At 47.2% G+C, this 19,312-nt stretch carries 15 protein-coding genes; 9 read left to right on the top strand and 6 right to left on the bottom strand.

The genetic code is table 11. The features are described from left to right. The first annotated feature begins 110 nt into the window (after window positions 1-110). Window positions 111-899, top strand: coding sequence for a ZIP family metal transporter (locus tag B7988_RS10220; RefSeq protein ID WP_073317501.1), 789 nt, complete (start codon window positions 111-113; stop codon window positions 897-899). An 8-nt stretch (window positions 900-907) separates the two neighbouring features. Here B7988_RS10220 and feoB read toward each other — a convergent pair whose 3' ends face one another. Both feoB and B7988_RS10210 read right to left on the bottom strand, forming a co-directional pair. Further along, window positions 908-2,956 carry a ferrous iron transport protein B gene (gene feoB, locus B7988_RS10215; RefSeq protein WP_141225635.1) on the bottom strand — a complete coding sequence of 683 codons (2,049 nt, stop codon included), beginning with the start codon at window positions 2,954-2,956 and terminating at the stop codon, window positions 908-910. 2 nt (window positions 2,957-2,958) lie between these two features. Continuing rightward, window positions 2,959-3,210, bottom strand: a complete 252-nt coding sequence (locus tag B7988_RS10210) for a FeoA family protein (RefSeq protein ID WP_233143049.1) — start codon at window positions 3,208-3,210, stop codon at window positions 2,959-2,961. A gap of 112 nt (window positions 3,211-3,322) precedes the next feature. Between B7988_RS10210 and B7988_RS10205 the strand changes: the two genes are divergently transcribed. Together B7988_RS10205 and B7988_RS10200 are read left to right on the top strand one after the other, a co-directional pair. After that, the gene (locus tag B7988_RS10205; protein ID WP_088657854.1) at window positions 3,323-3,511 is read left to right on the top strand and encodes a hypothetical protein; all 189 of its coding nucleotides are present in this window, start codon (window positions 3,323-3,325) and stop codon (window positions 3,509-3,511) included. A gap of 798 nt (window positions 3,512-4,309) precedes the next feature. Continuing rightward, complete coding sequence (locus tag B7988_RS10200; protein WP_088657811.1) at window positions 4,310-8,926, top strand: hypothetical protein; 4,617 nt, start codon at window positions 4,310-4,312, stop codon at window positions 8,924-8,926. Window positions 8,927-8,994: 68 nt separating this feature from the next. Here B7988_RS10200 and B7988_RS10195 read toward each other — a convergent pair whose 3' ends face one another. Further along, entirely contained in the window at window positions 8,995-10,038 is a 1,044-nt protein-coding gene (locus tag B7988_RS10195) for a hypothetical protein (protein WP_212668313.1), read from the bottom strand. Between the two features lie 170 nt (window positions 10,039-10,208). After that, window positions 10,209-11,129, bottom strand: a complete 921-nt coding sequence (locus B7988_RS10190) for an Rpn family recombination-promoting nuclease/putative transposase (protein WP_088657809.1) — start codon at window positions 11,127-11,129, stop codon at window positions 10,209-10,211. A gap of 221 nt (window positions 11,130-11,350) precedes the next feature. On the opposite strand from B7988_RS10190, the gene B7988_RS10185 reads away from it, so the two are divergent. The 6 genes from B7988_RS10185 (at window position 11,351) to B7988_RS10160 (ending at window position 17,628) form a co-directional block, all read left to right on the top strand. Continuing rightward, complete coding sequence (locus tag B7988_RS10185; protein ID WP_088657808.1) at window positions 11,351-13,726, top strand: MMPL family transporter; 2,376 nt, start codon at window positions 11,351-11,353, stop codon at window positions 13,724-13,726. 15 nt (window positions 13,727-13,741) lie between these two features. Next, window positions 13,742-14,518: an outer membrane lipoprotein-sorting protein gene (locus B7988_RS10180; RefSeq protein ID WP_088657853.1), complete on the top strand. Its 777-nt coding sequence runs from the start codon at window positions 13,742-13,744 to the stop codon at window positions 14,516-14,518. Window positions 14,519-14,638: 120 nt separating this feature from the next. After that, on the top strand, window positions 14,639-15,859 hold the full coding sequence (locus B7988_RS10175) for a DUF1302 family protein (protein WP_088657852.1): 1,221 nt from the start codon (window positions 14,639-14,641) through the stop codon (window positions 15,857-15,859). 60 nt (window positions 15,860-15,919) lie between these two features. Then, the gene (locus tag B7988_RS10170) at window positions 15,920-16,579 is read left to right on the top strand and encodes an energy transducer TonB (RefSeq protein ID WP_249268955.1); all 660 of its coding nucleotides are present in this window, start codon (window positions 15,920-15,922) and stop codon (window positions 16,577-16,579) included. Between the two features lie 71 nt (window positions 16,580-16,650). Then, window positions 16,651-17,232: a MotA/TolQ/ExbB proton channel family protein gene (locus B7988_RS10165; RefSeq protein ID WP_072799342.1), complete on the top strand. Its 582-nt coding sequence runs from the start codon at window positions 16,651-16,653 to the stop codon at window positions 17,230-17,232. Beyond that, entirely contained in the window at window positions 17,233-17,628 is a 396-nt protein-coding gene (locus B7988_RS10160; protein ID WP_072809024.1) for a biopolymer transporter ExbD, read from the top strand. A 17-nt stretch (window positions 17,629-17,645) separates the two neighbouring features. Here B7988_RS10160 and B7988_RS10155 read toward each other — a convergent pair whose 3' ends face one another. Both B7988_RS10155 and B7988_RS10150 read right to left on the bottom strand, forming a co-directional pair. Continuing rightward, complete coding sequence (locus B7988_RS10155; protein ID WP_088657806.1) at window positions 17,646-18,650, bottom strand: hypothetical protein; 1,005 nt, start codon at window positions 18,648-18,650, stop codon at window positions 17,646-17,648. Between the two features lie 13 nt (window positions 18,651-18,663). Next, on the bottom strand, window positions 18,664-19,230 hold the full coding sequence (locus tag B7988_RS10150) for a DUF1007 family protein (protein WP_170930622.1): 567 nt from the start codon (window positions 19,228-19,230) through the stop codon (window positions 18,664-18,666). Between the last annotated feature and the right edge of the window lie 82 nt (window positions 19,231-19,312).

Here is a 19,312-nt window from a genome sequence, read left to right as displayed (position 1 = left end):
AGCATTTTTAGTAAAAATTGCGGTTTTCAATCTACAAAATCGCCAATTCTTTTTTAGGCCTGCAACCGAAAGGAGTAGATTTCTCCACATTTTAATACTATAATTGGAACATGAACGAGCCTGTTTTACAAATTGCCCATGGTCTTGCCATCCCGTTTTTAGGGACCGTCTTGGGGGCCGCATGCGTGTTCTTTATGCGCAAACAGATGAGCCAAAATCTCAAGCGGGGTCTTCTCTCTTTTGCGGCGGGAGTCATGGTGGCAGCTTCTGTATGGAGCCTGCTTTTGCCTGCGATTAGTGCAAGCGAATCGATGGGAAAGTTGGCTTTTATTCCGGCGACGGTCGGATTCTGGGCAGGCATCCTGTTCCTGTACATTTTAGACAAAATAACACCGCACTTGCATTTGGGTAGCGCCACGCCCGAAGGCCCCAAGGCTAAACTCAAGCGTACGACCATGCTCACGCTGGCGGTAACATTGCACAACTTGCCCGAGGGCATGGCTGTCGGTATCGTTTTTGCGGGCTGGCTTTCGGGGAATGTGGCCATCACGCTTTCGGGGGCGTTTGCGCTTGCCATAGGCATCGCCATCCAAAATTTCCCTGAAGGGGCGGTGGTTTCGCTCCCGCTCCGAGCCGAAGGGGCTTCCCGCAAGAAGGCTTTTGCCCTGGGCGCACTTTCCGGAGCCGTAGAACCCGTAGGGGCCTTAATCACGCTGCTTGCCGCCGAGGCTCTCTCACCGTTCATGCCCTACCTGCTCTCGCTTGCGGCAGGCGCCATGATTTATGTCGTAATCGAAGAAATGCTCCCCGAAGTCAGCGAAGGAGAGCATTTTGATGCCGGCACCATCCTTTTTGCCGTGGGCTTCACGCTCATGATGGTGCTCGACAGCGCGCTATAAAATTTCACTTAGAAAATCAGCAATCCGATGTGGTAGCCGATAAAGGCGAGCCCAAGAGAAAGCGCCAAGTAGTAACCCATGATGGTGGCTAGCCACTTGAACGAACCGGCCTCGCGGTAGGTGGTGCCCATCGCCAGCACGCAGGGAACGTTGAACATCGACGCAAACAGGAATGCGAGTGCTTCGGGCTTGCTGATGGTACTTGCAAGCGCCTCGCCCAAGTTTTCGCTTGCAGCCACGCGGGTCACAAGAGAGAACGCCTCGCCGGTGTGGTTGAAGAGCGTGCTCATAATGCCAAGCGAAGCTTCCTTACTGAACATGCCGCCCAGATAAGAGACAAACAGTTCCCAGCGCATGCCAAAGAACATCGTCACCGGCTCAATCGCATTGCCAATTTTGTAAAGGAGCGTATTTTCCACATTCCCGTCGCTTGCGTAAGAGAGCGCCCAGAAAAGAGCCGCCACCATCAGGATCATCTTCAAGGCCTTCTTGAAAATGCCCCAGGTGCTGCGCCCCACCATCGCAGCAATCATCTTCCAGTGCGGCTTGTGATACGGCGGGAGTTCCATAATCATGCCCACGCGTTCATTCTGCGGGACAAGCTTTTTGCCGAACAGGCGCGAAGACAGGTAGAAGCTGGCGAAAATCAGCACAACGTAACCGATGCCAAACAGCGGAGCCGCCGACCCGAAGAAAGTTGACGCCAGGAACAGCACGACAGCCACCTTGCTCCCGCACGGAATCGCCCACAACAGAACGAGCGCAAGCAGGCGTTGACCGCGGGTATCGAGTACGCGCGTACCGCAAACCGCACCCGCCGTGCATCCAATTCCGGAAAACAGCGGCATAATCGCCTTGCCCTGCAAACCGAGGCGCGAAAGCCAGTTGTCGAACGCATACGAGAAACGCGCCATGTAGCCGATTTCTTCGAGAATGCGGAATACGAAAATGATGGAGAAAATGAAACTCGTCATACAAATCGTGATGCAAGTTCCACCGACAAGCACCAGATTGATGAACGAAATCACCACAGGCCAAACGCCAAGCGCATTGCCAGCGCGTTCTACAAGCGACTGCAATACAGGCTGCATTCCAAAACCGATTCCCATGCCCGGGAAAGCGAGAATCATGCAAGCAATCAGCGAGACAACCATGATGCCGAACGCAAAGAACTTGCCCTTGATGTGGTGCGTGGCGATGCGGTCCCACTTGTTAAAGACCTTCTCGATTGACTTGAGCGTCGCCGATTCACGCACAATCTTCGAAACCCAGCGATACTTGGCCTCGCCGGTGAGAATACCGCCGTCACGTCCTTCTTCGCTATCGAGAATCACGTCAATCGCATTCTTCCTCGCGAACGGAAGCGATTCATTCACGACACCGCAAATGAGTTTGTCTTTTTCGAGAAGCTTTTCCGCAATCCAGATTCTTTCGCAAACGCCGTATTCAAAGTCGCCGAGGGCAGCTTCAATGCGGCTAATGATATCATCCGTTTTTTCGCCAAGCTCTCCCCCGCTAACGAGTTCCTCGCGCAGGCTCCCGCTATCGAGGCAAACAGGCGTCTTGATGGCCGAAACCATCTTCTTGAAAAATTCAGGATAACGTTCCGTTTCGGCCGCGCTGAAACCAAGCACCGGAACGCCGAGGCGTTTTTCAATCGCAGCCACGTCAATTTTCTTGCCCGCCGCTTCGGCCACATCCATCATGTTGAGCACCAGCATCACAGGCATGCGAATGCCCACAAAATCAGCCAGCATGTAAAGGCTGCGTTCCAGCTGCGACGCATCCACCAGAATGCAGACGAGGTCCGCCTTGCCGCTCTGAATGTAGTCACGCGTGACGGCTTCTTCTTCGGAGTTCGCCGAAAGCCCGTAACTGCCCGGAAGGTCGATTACTTTATATGTCGTACCATCAAAAACAAATTCGCCCTCGGCCTGTTCCACCGTTTTGCCGGGCCAGTTGCCCACGCGCTGGTGAAGTCCCGTTAAGTTGTTAAAAAGTGTCGATTTACCGGAATTGGGTTGCCCGAGCAAAGCAATAGTCTTGATTTCGCTCATCTTTACGATTCCACCTTGACAAAAATCTGTGAACTTTCCTTGTGATTGACAGCGATAACCGTATCGCGGCAAAAAACGAGCACCGGCGAGCGCCCGTCATTCTTGAGGAGCGTAAAGGCGGAACCCGGCGTAAGCCCGATGGAAACGATTCTTGAAATAAAGCGGGAATCGCCCTCAATCTGGGCAACAGTTCCGCAACGATTTTCGCCCATTTCGGCGAGACTCAATCGGTCAACAAAATCAGCATTTTTCATGCGCCAAAAGTAGCCGAAACCCATACAAAAAACCGCTCCAAATGGACTATAGGGAATCCGAGGGGATAAACAGGATCTCCAAATGTTCCACGCTTCAAAAATAATGTATATTATGAGTATGACTCTTCAGACAAAAAAGATGCACGAACTTTACGAGGAATGCAAACGTATCGGCATTTCTGAAACTTCCGATGTTATTGAAGAAGCGCAGTCGGCAGAAGAAGCCGAATTTTTCGCAAAGGCATTTGATATCATCCTGCAACAAAAACAAAAAAATGTTGTTGCCGAGAAGAGGTTCTAGTTGCCTAAGCTCATTCTATTTGCGGGTCCCAATGGTTGTGGGAAATCAACCCTCTATCAGACCAATAGAGAACTTTTCGACAACTCCGAACAATTTGTCAAAATCATGACGATTAAGAAAACGAGAATCGTCTATAAAGCTGATCCGTTGCCCGAATGGGCGACGACTTTGTCGTAATTTATAGGGGGAAAGCCTTCCCCTCGCTCCAGCCCCGCCCCACCCTTATTGTCATGCCCACCAGGTCGGGCATCTCTTAAACCCACCCCAACGGGGCTTCCGCAACCCTTTCTAGCGGGCTTCAGACGCCAGCCCGCAACGCCCGCTACCAGCGCAAGGCTTGAGGAACACACTAATTCATTCCAAGTTGGACTATTAAACTTCTTTACAAAATGGGGAAAATTTGCATTTGTTTAGCTAAAAACACATTTTCTTGTAAAAATTCTGCACCACCGGTTCCTTTTTAAGTTATTTTTAAAGGGCAAAGGCCTACTTTTGTAGGCCGGTAGGTTTTTGTATAAAAAGAGGCTTTTATAAGATAACGGACTTTTAGACATTTCTTGAGCTTTGCTCCTTGTTCTCTAACTCGAAATCAGCAAATTTCAAATACCTGAGAAAAGGATGCGAACGCTCACGTCCAGCAATGGGCGTGGGTTGTTTGTGTTTATCAGGTAAAGGTTTTGCTGAACCTCGAGTTAGGTAAATACAAATACGACCCACGTCTTTTTTTATGGGTTTTCTTTGTCAAGGAACATTGTAAGATATGTCTTGGCAGAGGACTTGATAAAAGAGAGGTGTTGGATGAAGAAAGAATCTCTGAATGAAAATCTGCATGGAATGTCTGTTTCCATGCTTGCGTTTTTCGTTGCTGCATGGGCTACGATATCAGTCGCCGCGCCATCGATATGGACCGGCGGCAAGGACACAACCTGGTATGCAGAAAGTGCTCAGGCATTCAATTTGACAACTGCTGAAGAATTGGCTGGCCTCGCATATCTTGTGAATAACGGAACAACCTTCCAAGGAAAGACGATTACCTTGGGTGCAGACATTTTCTTGAATGACACAACAGGTGCCGGTAAGGGAACTTGGAGTACAAGCGGAAAACGTATGTGGACTCCTATTGGAACGCTATCAAATCCTTTTAAAGGAGAATTTGATGGACTTGCGGGAAAAAAGAATCGCAAAATATACGGATTGTATATAAATGATACTACTAAAAATTATGTGGGATTATTTGGATATACGAATGGAGTAAAAATTAGTAATTTGGATTTGTTGGTCGGATACGTGGACGGGAAAAATTATGCAGGTTCGTTGGTAGGAAACTCGTTTAACGGTTCAATCGAAAACATTCATAGCGAATTAAATGTCGTTGGCAAAGATACCGTTGGTGGCATTGCTGGTTGCGGCCATGAGATAAACGATGCATCGGTTATCGCATCTATTAAAGGAAACAATTATGTTGGAGGAATATCCGGTAAAGATTCCTCAATTACTAATTCAACCTTTGAAGGGTATGTTAAAGGAACTTCTTATGTTGGAGGCGTATCAGGATGGGTTAAGATTATAAAAAAATCAAATTCGAAAGGAACTATTGAAGGCAATTCGTCTAATATTGGAGGTGTTACAGGTAGCGCCAATATTATTGATTCTGTATATCATGTAAATGGCATTGTTCAAGGTTTAAACTATGTTGGCGGCATTGCGGGTTCCGTTTGGGAAAGTATAAACGGTTCATATCACAAGAATGGAATGGTAAAAGGAACTTCTTATGTTGGAGGAGCTATCGGTAAAAATTCAGGTTCCGTTGAAAATATTTTTTCTGAAGCCGATGTTAAAGGAGAAAACTTTGTTGGGGGCTTAATTGGACAATCGTATCTTAGCGCCCAAAGCTACAGTCCATATACCATAACATCAATATCAAAATCCCATTCCATTGGAAATGTAATCGGAAAAAATTATGTAGGAGGAGTGATTGGTCAAGATTATATTAATCATACGAAATTGATCAGTTCCGACAAAAGTGAAACTATTACAAGAAATGTACTAAATATTTTTTCGAAAGGAAATGTATCTGGAAACGTTTTTGTTGGAGGCATAATTGGAGCATCGCAACGAAATGATCTTCCGAAGGATTCTAGAAATTTGCCTTATACAGTTGTTTCTACAATAGATTCTTCATATCATACTGATGGAAATGTTGTTGGGAAAGGTAATTATGTTGGTGGCTTGGTTGGGTTCGACTCTTTAAACACAATAAAGAATTCTTTTTATGAAAAAGGCGATATTGTAGGATTCTCCTATGTTGGTGGTTTAACAGGATTTGCCTTAGGCTTAATTGATAGTTCTTTCGTTGAAGGGAATATAAGAGGTTTTGATTTTGTCGGAGGCCTTGTTGGAAAAATGAAAAATTTTCGTGATGAATATACCGAACATGGCTCATCTGTTGCTCCTAGTATCGCTTTGTTGAATGGCGTTTCTCACTCTCATGTAAATGGGGTTATTCAAGGCAATGGCGATTATATCGGAGGCTTAATAGGAAGTGTTGTTTTTGTCAACAGAGCTAGCGAAAAAATAATTTCAAATTCAACTTTTGAGGGAGTGGTCGAGGGGAAAAATTTTGTAGGCGGAATAGTTGGAATTGATTCTGCCTACAAAGATTCAAAACCAACATATATTAGTAATTATCAAGAAGTACAGAATCCACTAATTGTAACAATTGCTAATAGCACTTCTAAAGGAAGTGTACAAGGGGTAAATTTTGTTGGAGGAATTGTCGGAAAATCAATTCCTGCGGGATACTATTTGGATTACGTCAAATTTCAAATATACAGGTGTCTGCATTCTGATGGAAATGTAACAGGCGATTCTAATTCAGTTGGAGGAATTGCCGGAAATTCTATTGGCTCAATTTCTTATTCGTCCCATTCAAACGGACTTGTAAAAGGAGTTAGTGAAGTTGGCGGCATAGCAGGCTATACGGATACCATTATAGAATCTTACGTCAACAGTTCTGTTGCCGCAAAGGACTCTATCGTTGGGGGCCTTGCAGGCCGAGCTTCATTTGTAAAAAATTCACATGTAATTGCATCTTATGTTAGAGGAAATAATATTGTCGGAGGTTTAGTAGGGTCTGTAGGCTCTTCCGTAACAAATTCCTATTTTGTCGGCGATTCTGTTACAGGTATCTATCAAGTGGGCGGTCTTGTCGGTGTCGCTAATGGTAATGTAGATTCTTCTTATTCGATTTCAAATGTTAAGGGCGATGATAATGTAGGTGGTTTGATAGGAAGTTCCTATGGAAACATCTCCTATTCTTATGCAGTGGGCAATGTAGTTGGCGATGTAGACAATTCTAGTACCGGAAACGATAACTTGGGTGGCCTTGTCGGATATGCTTATAGCGGTTCTATTTCAAAATCATTGGCTACAGGTGATGTTAACGGAACGACAAAGTTAGGGGGACTTGTCGGTCGATTCGATGGAACAAGTATTTCTCAGAGTTATGCACAAGGAAATGTAACAGGTTCATATTATGGGGATCCTTCCGATGAAGTGGGGAACTTCTATATCGGGGGCTTGGTTGGCTATGGAAAAGGTCTTGTTTCTGAAACGTATGTAAGTGGCTCTGTTAAGGGCATTGAAGATGGTCCTGTTTATACCGGTTGTATTGTAGGCTATGTAAATGGCTCTATGGAAATAACAGATTCCTATTTTGATAGTGATAAATGTGATCTTGCATTTGAAGGCAAAACGGGAATCGCTACAATTTCTAATTCTCCTGCACAAACGACTGATGCAATGCAATCATCTTCTACTTATGGAAATTGGGACTTTATAGATACATGGAGAATTATCGGAGAGTCTTACCCAAGATTATCATGGTACGTAGGGACTCTTGCCGAGGCGATTGTGGAAACAGCTTCGCTTAAAGATTTTGTTTATGACGGCAAGGAAAAAAAACCTGCAGTGAAGTCTGTGACATTGTACGGAACTGCATTGTATGAGGAAACTGATTATACGGTTTCGTACCAAGGTAATATGAATGCTGGGATTGCACTAATAAACATTTGTGGGCTTGGGGCGTATTCTGGGTGTAAACCTATTCCTTTTGTGATTTCTCCCGTGAACTTAGCCGTTTCTATTGCGGCAATAGATAATCAGGTTTATAGTGGAGATTCTATAAAGCCAAATATTTCAGTGCTAGTTGCCGATTCCGTAATAAACCCGATAGATTATCAGTTGATTTACACCGATAACATTAACGCGGGTAAGGGCTCTGTTCAGGCCTTTCTTACGGGTAATTACTCTGGTTCCGCAAAGGCTGATTTTATTATTGAAAAAGCCCCTTCGACAATTTTAGAATTACCGACTGCAAAGGATGTCTATTTCGGTCAAACATTGGCAGATGCGATAATCGAAGATGGCAATGCCAATGTGGAAGGTTCTTTTGTCTGGTCTAAATCCGATGTAATTCCAGATATAATAAATAAAGGGTATGAAATTACATTCATTCCTGCGGATGCACAAAATTACCTTGCTGCAACTGCAATAATTCCTTTAACAGTTAAGCGGAACATAATTGTATTTACATATGGCAAAGATACTTTACAGGTAGATACATTGCTGTATGGGGATCTTCCTCAATTTGATGGAGAATTGCCAAAGAAAGAATCTGCTCAATACGCATATACTTTCAAAGGTTGGTCACCCGAAATTGTAAAGGTTGCTGGCAACGCTTCTTATAAAGCAGTTTATGATAGTACAATCCGCAAATACACCATCAATTTTTATAGCGAAGATAGTCTTCTGCAATCTTCTGAAATTGAATATGGTGAAATGCCGACGCTGGAGTCGTTTACCCCCCAAAAAGCAATGAACAAGGCTTATACATATCTATTTAAAGGATGGTTTCCCAAATTAGTTTCTGTAACCAAAAATGCTAATTATATTGCAGAATTTGACAGTACTATACGTAGTTATACTATATCATTTATGAATGGCGAAACGGTCTTGAAAACAGTGTCTGTTAAATATGGAAATGTTCCGGAATATACAGGGACAAAACCGAACAAAGGGAATACGCAAAAATACAAGTATGAGTTTTCGGGGTGGTCTCCAGAAATTTCGACCGTAGAAGGGGATGCTCAATATCAGGCCGTATTCGACAGCACTGTGATAACTGGAATTTCAAATGTACTTTCGATCAATCAGGAATTGTCTGTGGTTGCAATTAATCGAAATATTCAAATTTCGACAGATTCAGTCGGCTCATTTTACGCAATCTTTGACATGCAAGGTCGTGTGCTGAAGAAAGGGTGTGTTGAACGGAGCAATTTTAGCATTGTTGTGCCTAGGAAGGGATCCTATTTTGTGAAGGTGGGAAAACAAATAGAAAGAATTAATGTAAAGTGATTTAGAGTAAAAACTTGGCGTTTCAAACGTCAAGTTTCTATGTTTCATAAAAAAACATTTTAAGAATCTTAATTCTTCTTTAGTAGCCATGGTTGATTGAAAAATCGATTAACTTGCTCTAAATGGCATAAGCTAGCCTTTCCAAAGGATTCGTCGATAGAGTTTTCCAAACTCAAGCCATCATTTTTTAATTTTAAAGAAAAAGTCATTGGATTAAGTAGAGCATTTCTTCTGTTTAAAAAAATTAAAATGTCTTGAGACAAATATTTTATTTCATCAACTAACGAATCATATAAAAAAACATCGTCCCCAGCCGTACCTGCCGTTGACACACCCAATCCCATCATGTAAGCTCTGCCTTTTACCGAAGTAAGTGGAGTGAGGCCACCTTTTCTAAGTTTTTTTATTTCTTCAGCACTCCAACAATTTTCTACATGAATTCCATTGATCGCATGAACTTCGGCCAATTCAGCCCAAGATTCGACAAGCTGTTTGACAAAAATCGGATTTGAAAAAACATTTTCACTTTTATGATATTTAACATCTAGAAAACACACATAATCATCTCCTACATAAGCAAACAACAAATAATCTGATCTTTGGGTAAATCCTTTTTCATCTTTTGAAATGGTCGTCGTTAAATGAAAATGATGAATTTTCCAATCCGCCCAAAGTAAATCTGTTCTGCCACCTTTCTTTTTTGCAAAGTTATTATACAGAAGTGATGTAGACAGATACGGATTGACATTTTCTCCATATTCAAATTTATCAGCCAACAAATGTACTGCAGAAACATATTGTTTAGGAACCCGCGTCCAAAAATCTTTGCTAAAACATGCAAAACGCTCTTTCGGTTCAACAAGTCGAGCAACATAGGATATCCAACGACGAATAGGGGGTTCTACCCTAGCATCATAATGCAAAGAATGTAATTCACACAAAGACTTAGCTATTTCTTGCAAATCATTGCAAAATTTATTATTTAGGATATCGCAGAAAGATTGTTCAAGCATATTAGAAAAGATAAATAAAATAAGAACATCAAATTCAAGTCTAAACCTAGATTCTTTTGCAATCCATATTCTTGAATTTTGCGTTAGGGGGCGTCGCACGACTGTGGCGAGATGCGTAGCGGCTCGATGAGCCGAGCGTGCCCGGCGAACAGCACCCGCCCCGGCCAGATCCTTCGATTTCGTTCAGGATGACACTAGGCCGGGGAACGCCAAAACGAAACAGTGAAAACGCAAAAAACGGCCTCTAGGGACCAGTTTGAGAATACAGGCTAAACTTTTTCTTTGAATCGATCTCTAGAAAGATTGGAATATTGAGCGGCTTCGTCAGCAGTAATTTTTCCGGCGTCAATCAAAGCTTGAGCAAAATCACAAACCCGATTGTTCGATTCTTCTTCTTCGACTTCGGCGATGGACTTGTAGCCGTAAACTTCGCTGCATTTCTTAAAATCCATTTTAAACTGCTCCTTGGCATCGCCGTTGAACCACTTCTTTAAATATACAAATGTTTGAGACAAAAGGTCTTCAGCCTCGTTGCGGGGAAGCGAATTGAGCCCAGCGATGGCAGCCTTCAGGTGCTTTTTGAGTTTTTCCCCGTTAAAAACATACTTCAATGCAACCAGCGCAAGTGCAATCTTGGGCGAGATCTGCGGGATTTCCTCGTCCTCGAAGATGTCGCTCACATCAATGAGTTCCAACAGGAACGGCAATCCAATCTTATGATAGTATTCGGGGTAGTTCGGAAACATAGTCTCCTTTTCAATACGCCAGGGATCCTTTCCATTGTAAAGGACAATGGCGATTGTCGGAATATTCTTCTGGTTACGGACCATAATCTGGAACCAGTACTTGACCAACTGCGGGATAATTCCTGTTTCAGGATAGCTCTTGTGCTCCTCGATGACACCCACGAGAAGTTCAGCCTGTTTGGGCTCATCGCTTGCAATCTTTACGGTAAATGCCAAGTCGCTATCGCCGTAGGAAACAGTATCGCTGAATGCCCCAGAAATCTCTTGCAGCGTATCAAGATTCACCGTTGCAAGGAACTGGGCAAGATTATTGTTCTTTCTGGACGCAAGACGAAGAAGTTCGGCCGTGCGAGCAGGATCCTTCAGCACCGAGCGAACATAAGGGTCGTGCGGGAAATTGGGGATTAAGGAAGATTTTCTTTCAATATTTTCATTTTCAGACATTAGCGTGTCCTTATTTGAAGGTGGCCAAACGGGCTCCCCCGCAAGGCGACAAGAACTTGGTCCTTGTCTATACTATACACGCTTTTTTCAGGCGCCCGAAGCCATTTTCTTGAAATATTTTTTTCTTTTTACAAAAACCCATTCGGTTTTGAGCAAAACCATTTGGAGTAGAAATTTTAGACTCATCTCTCTACTTTTGCTCCGCAAAAAAAGAGGATACAATGAGCCTTCCAAAAATCAACATTGAAAGAATCAACGAGCGATTCGGCCGTTTTGGCGAATTTTTGCTCGCACACCGCGCCATTTTGCTGGTGGCGTTTGTCGTTTTGCTTGCGGTTTCGATCGTGGGCATGAAAAAAATCTACGTCGAGGCCTCGTGGGACAGCTACTTTATCGAGGGCGACCCGATGCTTGTCGAAACAGACAAGTTCAAGGAAACCTTCGGTAACGACTATTTCGTGGGCGTGCTGGTCGAAAGCGACCATTCCATCTTGACGCCGGACAACCTGAAGCTTTTGCGCGAGCTTTCGAACGAACTGCGCGATAGCCTCTCGTATTCCGACGGCAAGGCGACTTCGATTGTCGATTTGGAATACATGCTCGGCACCGAAGAGGGCATGGAAATCACGCAGATTGTGCCCGAAGAAATTCCGACGGACGAGGCGGGCCTCGCTGAAATCGAAAAACACCTGGCCGACAAGCCGGAACTGGCGAAGAAGCTGATTTCGAGCGATCGCAAACAAGCCTTCATCAACATCAAGCTGCGCCCCTTCCCCGAAGATTCCGTGTGGAAGGCCGAAGGCGAAGCGAAGGGCGTGAAGGCAGAAGCGCCCGACATGCAGACGGGCCGCGAGACAACTGAAATCATCGCTAAGGAAAAATATGCACCGTTGCACCCGCGCGCCACAGGCATGCCCTACCTGAGTTTCCAGAAGTTGAAATACATCGGCGAAGAGATGGGCCGCATTTTCATCATCACCATTCTCTGCGCCATCATCGTGATGTTCCTGGTGACGCGTTCGCTCCGCGGCATTGTCTCTCCGCTGATTACGACTTTTGCAGGCGTCATCATGACATTTGGCCTGGTGGGTTATCTCGGGCTTTACATGGATGCGACCAACATCATGGTACCCGTGATTTTGGCCTTCGCCGTCTCGATTGCATACAACATCCACATCAACTCGTTCTTCCGCAAGAACATGATGCTTACCGGCAAGCGCAAGGAATCGGTGCTTTACGCCATGCGTGAAACAGGCTGGTCGGTGCTGTTCTCGGGCCTTACCACGATTGTCGCGTTGCTCAGTTTCCTTTCGGTGATGCTCAAGCCGATTCGCTCCGTGGGCATTCTCTCGTCGATTGCGATTGCGTTTATTCTTCTCGTGGCGCTGACGGTTTCGCCGATTCTCTTGAGTTTCGGCAAAGACAAGAAGCCAAACGCCAAGGTGCTTGAACGCGGCGACACGCGCATGGGAATCATTCTCGATTCTATCGGCAAGTTCGTTCTCGGGCACGGAAAGCCCATCGCCATCGTATTCGCCACCGTGACTGCAATTTCTGTTTTCGGGCTCACCAAGATAGAACCCGCCTTTGACGTGGAACGCACCATGGGCCGCAAGGTCGAATACGTGAACAAGATGCTCTACGTGGCAGAATCCGAAATCGGAAGCTTCTACTCTTACGACCTGGTGATTGACTTTGGCGCAAACGACAAGGCCAAGGAAGTCGAAAACCTGAAAAAGCTCGAACAGTTGCAGGATCATGCCGGCAAGTACCCGCTCACCAAGCGTTCCACCTCCATTCTTGACATCGTCAAGGATTTGGACCGCACGCTGAACGAAAACCGCCAGGACAAATACGCAATTCCCGAAACCGAAGAAGAAGTCGCGCAGTTGCTTTTGCTCTACGAAAACGCGGGCGGCAGCGAAGCAAGCTACTGGATGGATTACGATTACAAGAAACTCCGCCTGATGATTGAAATTTCAAGCTACAACTCCAACGAACTCCAGAAGGAAATTGAGGACTTGCAGAATTTCGCACGCAAGCTTTACCCGGACGCAAAGGTGACTGCCGTGGGTAACTTGCCGCAATTCACCGCCATGCAGCAGTACCTGGAAGTGGGCCAGATGACTTCGTTCCTGATTTCTGTAGTCATCGTGGCTGTCCTTTTGATGATCGTTTTCGGCAGCATTCGCACGGGCCTTATCGGCATGATTCCGAACATTGCGCCGGGCATTTTCGTGGGCGGCTACCTTGGACTCACGGACATTCCGCTTGACATGATGACGGCGACACTCATCCCGATGATTATCGGCCTTTCCGTTGACGATACGATTCACTTCATCAACCATGGGCATGTGGAATTTGACCGCACCCACGATTACCGCGAATCGATTCTCAATGTGTTCCGCACGGCGGGCCCGGCTCTCGTGATGACGACGATTATCATGGTGGCGACCTTTGCGGGCTTTACCACCTCGGCCGCAACGCAGATGTTCAACTTCGGCTTCGTGGTGTTCGTGGGACTTGTCTCGGCACTGCTCGCCGACCTGTTCGTGACACCGCTTTTAATCAAGAAATTCAAGATTTTTGGAAAATAGGAGAAATTTATGAATATGAAATTCGCAAAAACAGCCGCGACAATTATTGTCGCCTTGAGCGCCATAGTAAGCGCAGAAACTTTGACCGGCCGCGACATCGTGCAGAAGGTGCATGACCGTCCCGATGGCGACACACGCAGTTCCGAGCTCTCGATGACACTCATCAACAAGAGCGGAGCCAAGCGCGAACGCAAGATTACCTCGTTCGCGATGGATGTGGGCAAGGACACCAAGCAGATTATGTTCTTCCGCTACCCCAACGACGTGAAGGGCACGGGATTCCTGACGGTCGATTACGACGACATCAACAAGGATGACGACAAGTGGCTTTACCTGCCCGCCATGAAAAAGACGCGCCGTATCAGCGGAAAGAGTTCCAAGACGGATTACTTCATGGGTTCCGACTTCACTTACGACGACGTGGGCCAGCGCAACATCGACGAAGACACCCACAAGCTCCTCCGCGAAGAAAAGGTGGACGGAATCGATTGCTGGGTGGTTGAATCCGTGCCGAAAAAGGGCGACGAAATTTTCTCGAAAAAAATTTCCTGGATTCGCAAGGACTGCCTGATTGCCGCCAAGGTGGAATACTACGACAAGCTCGGCAAACTGCACCGCTCGCTGAAAGTTGAAAACGTGGTTCAGGTAGACGGATTCTGGTCTATCGCCAAGATGAGCATGGAAAACGTGCAAACCAATCACAAGACACTCCTTGAATTCGGCGACATCAAGTTCAACATCCCGCTGGACGCAAAGACATTCACCGTGCCGCGCTTGGAAAGAGGACTGTAAGGAACTATCCCCACTTTTGTCATGCCCGCGAAGGCGGGCATCTCCCCTTTACAAAACATTTTTTTAGTAGAAAAGGAGATTCCCGACCAAGTCGGGAATGACAAATTAAGGAGAAATAAAGTGACGAAGCAATCTCTAGCAGCATTGTTATTGGCGGCGGCGGCCGCTGTCGCAGCCTTCGCCCAAGAAAGCCCGTTTCAATTCAACGGGTTCGTGGACACGTATCACGCCGTTCAGACGCAGCATCCGCACGATTTTACCACGTCGCGGACGCGCCTGCGCGCTGAACTCCGCGTAGATTACGAGAACGCCTACTTGTTCACTAGCCTGAATGGCGTGCACAACAGCATTCTCGAAGACCGCACCGGCGTGCAGTTGCAAGAAGCGTATTTCAACTACCAGAACGACTTTCTTGAAATCCGTGCGGGCCGCCAGATTGTGGTGTGGGGCGTCGCCGACGGGCTTCGCGTTACCGACTTGATTTCGCCTGTAGACTACACCGAATTCATGTCGAGTGATTACGATGACATGCGTATGGCTGTTGACGGTTTCCGCATCAAGTACCCCGGCGAGCGCGTGAATGCCGAAATCGTTTACGTGCCCGTACCGCGATACTTCCAGATGCCCATGCAAGAAGAAAACCCCTGGCGTCCTGAATTGCCCGAAAAAGCAAGCATCGATTTCCCGGATGGTCCCGATGCCAAATTCAAGAACGGCGACTTCGGAACGCGCGTCTCGTTTTTCCTCTCGAATCTAGACTTCTCTATCTCGGCACTCCATACGCATAACCAGTCGCCCGTTACGGTCGCAGGCTACGATCCCATCAAGGATTCTATTGTCATCCACGGCATTCATGAGACCATGACCATGATCGGAGGCGACCTCTCGATGCCTGTCGGCGAATTCGTACTTCGCGCTGAAATTGCGGAATATTTCGGCGAAGCGCTCGGCTATGCAAACAACCTCGATTACGCCCGCAAGAACACGTTCAATGCGCTCGGTGGAATCGACTGGTACGCCGGCGACAACTGGACTTTCATGGTGCAGTATTTACACAAGTACATCGCTGATTATTCGGACAAATTAGCCGCCGAAAAGAATTCCTCAGAAATGACTTTCCGCATTTCGAAGGAGCTCCTGAACAACACGCTCAAGCTTTCGCTCTACGGCATGTTCGACATTGACAACCTCGCTTATTACGCACGCGTTTCGGGCGATTACTCCGTCACCGACCAGGTAATGATTTCGCTTGGTTACGACCACTTTGGCGGCAAGCGCGGACAACTCGCAGGCTACGACAAGAATCGCGAAATCTGGGCGAAAGCGAAGTACTACTTCTAATAAGACCTAATGAATTTTGAATTTGAATCAAACTCCCGCAATCCCTATTCCGCGTTCACGATGCGGCGTGTATTTTGCTTTGGCATTGTTATCGCCGTATTGCTACATGCGGGCTTTTACGCCTGGGGATTCTTGAAGCGAACGCAGGTGGTTACCACCCGCGAAGACGCCGAGGTGATTCATGTGGAGCAATTACTGCTCCAGCCACCTCCGCCCCCGCCCGAAGTCAAGAAAATCGTGAAGAAGGTGGTTCGCGCAAAAATTATCCCGAACATCGTGCAAGATACGGTGCCGGAGCCTGAACCGGAGCCAGAGCCGGAACCGATTGTGGTTACGGATGCCGAACCCGTTGTCGAAGCACCGCCTGAGCCAGTGGCACCGCCCCCGCCGCCACCTCCACCGCCGAAGCCCTCGAAGGATTCGCTGATGAAGGTGACTCGCGCTTACCTGATGGGGCTGAGCAAGGCTTTCGAAAAGCAGAAGGACTACCCCGCTACAGCCCGCCGCCTAAAGCAAGAAGGAACCGTGCGCGTGCAATTTACGGTTGCAAAAGACGGGAGCATCAGCGGTGCGGTTGTGGCAAAGCCTTGTCCGTATTCTTCACTGAACGAAAGCGCGCTTGCCGCCGTACAAGCCGTGCCAAAGTTCGACCCGATTCCAGCTGTACTTGGCAAGGACACCTGGAAAATGGAGATACCGATTAAATACAATCTGCATTAAAAGGAGATGCCCGCCTTCGCGGGCATGACAAAGCAACAAGACATTTACATACAACCTAAAACAGGAACACAATGAACTACATCTTAGACTTTATTCAACAGGGCGGCGTTATCGCCTACGTACTCGTGGCGATGAACTTCGTCGGTTATTCCATCATCGTGTGGAAAATCATCTCGCTGATTCTCTTCAACAGGAGCATCCGCAAGCGCCTTCCTTCCAAAATTCTGCACCGCGTGGTGAGCCACAACACCGACCACCACATCATCATGGAAAGCATCCGCACCGAAATCGCGCTCGCTTTCTCGCCGTTACAGAAGGGCATGACTACGATTGAAAACATTGCCAGCATTTCTCCGCTGCTGGGCCTTTTGGGAACCGTATTCGGCATCTTCAACGCCTTCAGTGTCATCGCCGTTTCGGGCCTTTCTGACGCAGGCGCATTCGCAACAGGCATCAAACTCGCCCTCATTACGACAGTGATTGGCCTCGTGGTCGCGATTCCGCACGTCATCGCATTCAACTACTTGAATGCAAGCATGGAATCGGAGCAGGACAACGTAGAAAACGATGTGCTTTTGCAGCTGGGCCGCATTCTCAAGGAAAAGGACCACATTCGTTCTCAAAGCGCCGATTCCGCAAACGAGGATGCATAAATGGCCAAGCGCACCCGCCGAATCCGCCCCGACATGACGCCGCTCATCGACTGCGTCTTCTTGCTGCTGGTGTTCTTCTTGGTGACATCCGTCTTCAAGCAAGACGAATCGGTACTCAAGCTGATTCTGCCCGAAACACAGACCGAAACCAAGCGCGACACGCCCGAGGGCCTGTACATAGAGCTTTCCGAGACGGAACTCGCCTTTAACGGCCAGCGTGGCACGCCCGACGAACTCCGCGAAAAGGCGGCAACGGTGCAGAACAAGAAATCCCCTGTCGCCATCAAGATTGACAAGGGAACCACTTACGAGCGCATCGCCGTCATCTTGGACATTTTACAGGTGCAAAAGCTGTACAATATCCAGCTGATTAACGAGATGGAAAGCGCGGAATAAGACCGCTTGCGGCGTCGCTACACCCTTCCCGCGAACTGGTTCGTAAACAGCAACAGCCCCGAAATAAAGATTATAACACCGCCTGCGAGAGTCGCGACGGTGTATATTTTTGTCGCGATACGCGTGTGGGCACTCCCCTTGTCGATTCCCTTGCGGAATGCCACGGCCGCAATACCGAAGGCCACATTCGTAATCGTCATACCGACGCAAATGACAAGCGCACCCAGGAGCGACAGCGCCACCATGGAATTCAACAGGCAAAACAGCACAATCAACGCCACAGCCGGGCAAGGCACAATTCCCGTAACAGCGGCAACACCCAAGATTTCACGCCAGCGGGCAATCGGAGGCAATTTAGATTCCGCGACAGCACCATCCCGCGCAACAGCACCACCTTCCGCGGCAATTTTAGCCTGCTTCCGTTGCGTTATAAAATCCTTGATTCCAAGCACCACAAGCAACACACCCGTGAGCATAATCAACGCATAGCTCGCCCGTTCAATGCCGATACGGCCCATCTCGAACGCATTGAATACCGTCGCCTTGAAAATCGCGTACAAAACAAGCAGCAACAATACAGCACTCATCGTATGCGTCACGGTAATGCCCGCACCAAGCGCAACGCCCTGCCGCCAGCGACCACGACGCGCAATAAAATATCCGACCACAATCGACTTTCCATGTCCGGGACCAAGCGCGTGCAACATACCGTACACAAGGCAAATCGCGAGAAACTTCCAAATGGCATCCCAGTCGCCGCTTTTCATCGCCGAAATCGCCGCCGTCAACTTTTCGCGAAGCACCTTCTGTTCCTCCGCAATCACCGTATACAAAGACCGCGTTTTTTCCACCGTTTTTTTTGGCACCGCCGCAGGCACAGCAGACGCACCTTCAGCAGGCGCCACCATTTCCGTTGCAGCCGGAGCTTCGCCCCCACCCACGTCAAAACGTTTCTTCTTGACAGCCGCCGAAGCCGCCACCGCAATCAAAAGAACAAGCAAAAACACAATAGACTTCTTCATAAAGCCCCTGCCATCACTTTTTAAACCTTAAAAAAAGACCTTCCGTATCACTTCTGAAAGCCCGGAACAAGGTCAATCCACGAACTTCGTCAGGAAAGAACTCGACATCAAGTCCATCAGGAGCATCGACATCCGCATTTTCCATATCCGTCGTCATCTGAATGTAATTCGTCTGGTCACTGACAACAATGACAAGCATCGTGTATTCCGATGTTGCCGGAATAGAATAAGCCACCTTAAAATCCAGCACCAATTTTCCATTTTGCATAGCCGCCGAAAACCCTTCGATTTTCTGTGCCGGAGCAAACTTACTTTCAACCGTTACATAGTTAAAATAGCCGCTTTGCTGCAACGGATCAAGCACGAGTCTTTTCACCTCGTCGATTTCTTTCCCTGTAATTTTACCATCGCCATTTTCATCTGCAGAGGCAAACATTGCCGCACTGTATACCTCGTCAAAGGTCCAACGATTCTGGACCCCTGTAAAGGCATCTTGACTGAATACAGCCTTAACAGATACATCGGCAAACACGTGCGGGTGCGCCTCGGCCATGACAACAAAGCCGACTAGCAACAGCAATATATACGACAATCGCATCCGCAAGATTTTCCCTCAATTTCAATCTAAATATAAAAGAAAATTTTACCTTTTTTTATTCATT

The organism is Fibrobacter sp. UWB1, from assembly GCF_002210325.1.
GTDB lineage: Bacteria > Fibrobacterota > Fibrobacteria > Fibrobacterales > Fibrobacteraceae > Fibrobacter.
This window is presented reverse-complemented; position numbering and strand designations above follow the sequence as displayed.

Coding starts and splice junctions, on each gene's coding strand:
- B7988_RS10200 (WP_088657811.1), top strand. CDS start 4,310: ATGAAGAAAGAATCTCTGAATGAAAATCTGCATGGAATGTCTGTTTCC.
- B7988_RS10185 (WP_088657808.1), top strand. CDS start 11,351: ATGAGCCTTCCAAAAATCAACATTGAAAGAATCAACGAGCGATTCGGC.
- B7988_RS10180 (WP_088657853.1), top strand. CDS start 13,742: ATGAAATTCGCAAAAACAGCCGCGACAATTATTGTCGCCTTGAGCGCC.
- B7988_RS10220 (WP_073317501.1), top strand. CDS start 111: ATGAACGAGCCTGTTTTACAAATTGCCCATGGTCTTGCCATCCCGTTT.
- B7988_RS10155 (WP_088657806.1), bottom strand. CDS start 18,650: ATGAAGAAGTCTATTGTGTTTTTGCTTGTTCTTTTGATTGCGGTGGCG.
- B7988_RS10210 (WP_233143049.1), bottom strand. CDS start 3,210: ATGAAAAATGCTGATTTTGTTGACCGATTGAGTCTCGCCGAAATGGGC.
- B7988_RS10190 (WP_088657809.1), bottom strand. CDS start 11,129: ATGTCTGAAAATGAAAATATTGAAAGAAAATCTTCCTTAATCCCCAAT.
- B7988_RS10165 (WP_072799342.1), top strand. CDS start 16,651: ATGAACTACATCTTAGACTTTATTCAACAGGGCGGCGTTATCGCCTAC.
- B7988_RS10170 (WP_249268955.1), top strand. CDS start 15,920: ATGCGGCGTGTATTTTGCTTTGGCATTGTTATCGCCGTATTGCTACAT.
- feoB (WP_141225635.1), bottom strand. CDS start 2,956: ATGAGCGAAATCAAGACTATTGCTTTGCTCGGGCAACCCAATTCCGGT.
- B7988_RS10205 (WP_088657854.1), top strand. CDS start 3,323: ATGAGTATGACTCTTCAGACAAAAAAGATGCACGAACTTTACGAGGAA.
- B7988_RS10160 (WP_072809024.1), top strand. CDS start 17,233: ATGGCCAAGCGCACCCGCCGAATCCGCCCCGACATGACGCCGCTCATC.